Here is a 3,193-nt window from a genome sequence, read left to right on the forward strand (position 1 = left end):
TGGGCGGCTGCTATCCTATCGGCCAGTGAACGAACGGCCGAGCGTGCCGGAGGGTTGCGACGTGTGGGAACTGGTCAAGGCCGGTGGCTGGCCGATGGTGCCATTGCTGCTGTTGGGCGTGGTCGCGCTGGCGATCGTCCTGGAGCGGTTCTGGAGCCTGCGCCGTAGCGAGGTGTTGCCGCCGGGACTGGGCCAGGAAGTGCGCAACTGGGCCACGCGCGGCAAGCTCGACCCCACCCACATCGAATCGCTTCGGCGCAATTCGCCGCTGGGCGCGCTGCTCGCGGCCGGCCTGGACGTGCGCAACCGTCCGCGCGAGATCGTGCGCGAGCGCATCGAGGACACCGGCCGGCACGTCGTGCACCGCATGGAGCGTTACCTGAACGCGTTGGGCACCATCGCCTCGGCCGGGCCGCTGCTCGGCCTGCTCGGCACCGTGGTCGGCATGATCCAGATGTTCCTCGGCATCCTCGACCATGGCCTGGGCGACGTGAACCAGCTCGCCGGCGGCATCGGCAAGGCGCTGGTGTGCACCGCCACCGGCATGATCATCGCGGTGCCGGCGCTGATCTTCCATCGCCATTTCAAGGGCCGCATCGCCGGTTACGTGATCGAGATGGAGCAGGAAGCCACCGCCCTGACCGACGCGCTCGACGGCCATGGCCGTGCGGTTGCGCCGGCACGCGGCGCCGCGTCGAACGCCGCGTCGGCCAAGGGCTGAGCCGGTGCGGATCCGCGACGACCGTGGCCAGGACGAGCCGCACATCGACCTGGTGCCGTTGATCGACGTCATCCTGGTGCTGATCATCTTCTTCGTCGTGACCACCACCTTCGATGCGCGTTCGACGCTGCAATTGCAGTTGCCCAACGCCAGCGACCGCAACGCGCCGCCGCCGGCGCGCGCGCTGAGCGTGCTGATCAACGCCGACGGCCATTACTTCATCAACGACCAGGAAGTGCTGCGCACCGACGTGGAGTCGGTCAAGCGCAGCATCGCCCAGGTCGCCGGCGACGACCGCGAGCAGCCGGTGCTGCTGCGCGCCGACGCGCGCACGCCGTACCAGGCGGTGGTCACCGCGCAGGACGCGCTGGGCCAGCTCGGGTTCCGCCGCATCGCCATCGCCACTGCCCCCGAAGTCAACAGGGACGGAAGCTCCAAGTGAATGTACCCACCGACGTGCCCGTCCAGGATTCCCCCTGGCGGACCTATCGCCGCCTGTTGTCCTATGCCGGCGGCTACCGCGGCCTGTTGCTGATCGCTGCCGTCGGCGCGCTGCTGGAAGCGCTGGCCGGCTCCGGCTTCCTGGCGCTGATGAAGCCGATCACCGACGAGACCTTCATCGCCCGCAACCGCGAGGTGGCGATGTGGCTGCCGTTGCAGATCGTCAGCCTGTTCGTGCTGCGCGGTATCGCCGGCTACGTCACCGACATGTCGATGGGGCGCGCGGCGCGGAGCATTTCCCGCGATTTCCGGGTCAACGTGCTGGACAAGTACCTGCGCCTGCCGGGCAGCCGCTTCGATGCCGAGCCGGTGGCGTCGATGCTGGTGCGGCTGGGTTCGGACAGCGAGCAGGTGGCGCAGGCCGCGGTCGACGCGATGAAGGTGATGGTGCAGCAGACCCTGCAGATCGTCGGCGCGCTGGCGGTGATGCTGTGGTACAGCTGGACGGTGACCGTGACCATCTTGCTGGTGGCGCCGCCGCTGGCCTGGGTGATGGACCGCGTGGCCAAGCGCTACCGGCGGGTCAGTCATCGCATCCAGGAGAGCAACGCCGAGCTGATGCAGTCCGCCGAGCAGGCCCTGTCCGGCAACCAGGAGGTCAAGGTCTACGGCGCGCGCGCCAGCGAGATGGAGCGCTACCAGCACCTGGCCGACACCAACCTGCACCTGGCGATGAAGGTCGAATCCACCCGCGGCATCTCCTCGGCCGCGGTGCAGTTGCTGGGCGCGATCGGCCTGGCCGCGCTGCTGCTGATCGCCGGCCACGAGGCGCTGGCCGGGCGCCTGACCGCCGGCGAGTTCGTGTCGCTGATGACCGCGATGATGGCGATCATCCCGGCGCTGAAGAACCTCACCAACGTGCAGAACATGCTGCAGCGGGGCGTCGCCTCGGCGCAGCGGCTGTTCGTGGTGCTGGATGCGCCGGAGGAACAGGACAGCGGGACCCGCCACATCGAGCGCGCGCAGGGCCGGATCGAGTTCCGCGAGGTCACCGCCGCCTATCCGGGGCAGGCGCGGCCGGCGCTGGCCGAGGTCAGCTTCGTCGCCGAACCAGGCACCGTCACCGCCATCGTCGGCCGCTCCGGCAGCGGCAAGTCGAGCCTGGTCAAGCTGATCCCGCGATTCTACGACCCGCAATCCGGGCAGATCCTGCTCGATGGCCACCCGCTGCAGGACTATCGGCTGGAAGATCTGCGCCGACAGATCGCCCTGGTCGGCCAGCAGGTGATGCTGTTCGACGGCAGCATCGCCGAGAACGTCGCCTACGGCGAGATGCGCGAGGCCGGCCCGGCGCAATTACAGCAGGCGATCGCCGATGCCAACGCGATGGAGTTCGTCGAGCACCTTCCCGAGGGCGTGCAGGCGCAGGTCGGGGCCAAGGGCGGACGCCTGTCCGGCGGCCAGCGCCAGCGCCTGGCGATCGCCCGCGCCATGCTCAAGGACGCGCCGATCCTGATCCTCGACGAGGCTACCGCCGCGCTGGACAACGAATCCGAGCGGCTGGTGCAGGACGCCTTGCACCGGCTGATGCCCGACCGCACCACGCTGGTCATCGCCCACCGCCTGTCGACCATCGAACACGCTGACCAGGTGCTGGTGATGGACCACGGCCGCATCGTCGAGCGCGGCACCCACCGCGAGCTGCTGGCGCTGGGCGGGGTGTATGCGCACCTGCACAGCATGCAGTTCCGCGAAAGGCAGTTCGGATGAGCGAGCGCGGGCCGCACACCCCCGCCTATTGGTACGGCACGGGTTCGCCGCCGCTGCACGCGCGCGTGCTGACCCCGCTGTACGCGGCGGCGATCGCGTTGCGCCGCGCGCTGTACCGGCGCGGCTGGCGCAAGCGCCACAGCATCGCCGCGCCGGTGGTGGTGGTGGGCAACCTCACCGCCGGCGGCACCGGCAAGACGCCACTGACCATCGCCCTGGTGCAGCGCCTGCGCGACGCCGGCTGGAGCCCGGGCGTGGCCA

The 3,193-nt window shown here is 69.7% G+C and carries 4 protein-coding genes; all 4 read left to right on the forward strand.

Features of this window, described 5'->3' with window-relative positions:
• The first annotated feature begins 61 nt into the window (after positions 1-61).
• A complete protein-coding gene (locus D180_RS08600; protein WP_026143405.1) occupies positions 62-721 on the forward strand; it encodes a MotA/TolQ/ExbB proton channel family protein in 660 nt (219 codons plus the stop codon).
• Between the two features lie 4 nt (positions 722-725).
• On the forward strand, positions 726-1,163 hold the full coding sequence (locus D180_RS08605) for a biopolymer transporter ExbD (protein WP_010342642.1): 438 nt from the start codon (positions 726-728) through the stop codon (positions 1,161-1,163).
• Positions 1,160-2,932 carry a lipid A export permease/ATP-binding protein MsbA gene (msbA, locus tag D180_RS08610; RefSeq protein WP_043090676.1) on the forward strand — a complete coding sequence of 591 codons (1,773 nt, stop codon included), beginning with the start codon at positions 1,160-1,162 and terminating at the stop codon, positions 2,930-2,932. The genes D180_RS08605 and msbA overlap by 4 nt, the downstream gene beginning before the upstream one ends.
• The coding region (locus tag D180_RS08615; protein ID WP_039726282.1) for a tetraacyldisaccharide 4'-kinase at positions 2,929-3,193 on the forward strand (265 nt) is incomplete at its 3' end. The genes msbA and D180_RS08615, both read left to right, overlap by 4 nt.

Source organism: Xanthomonas sp. SHU 166 (assembly GCF_000364685.1).
Classification (GTDB): Bacteria; Pseudomonadota; Gammaproteobacteria; order Xanthomonadales; family Xanthomonadaceae; genus Xanthomonas_A; species Xanthomonas_A sontii.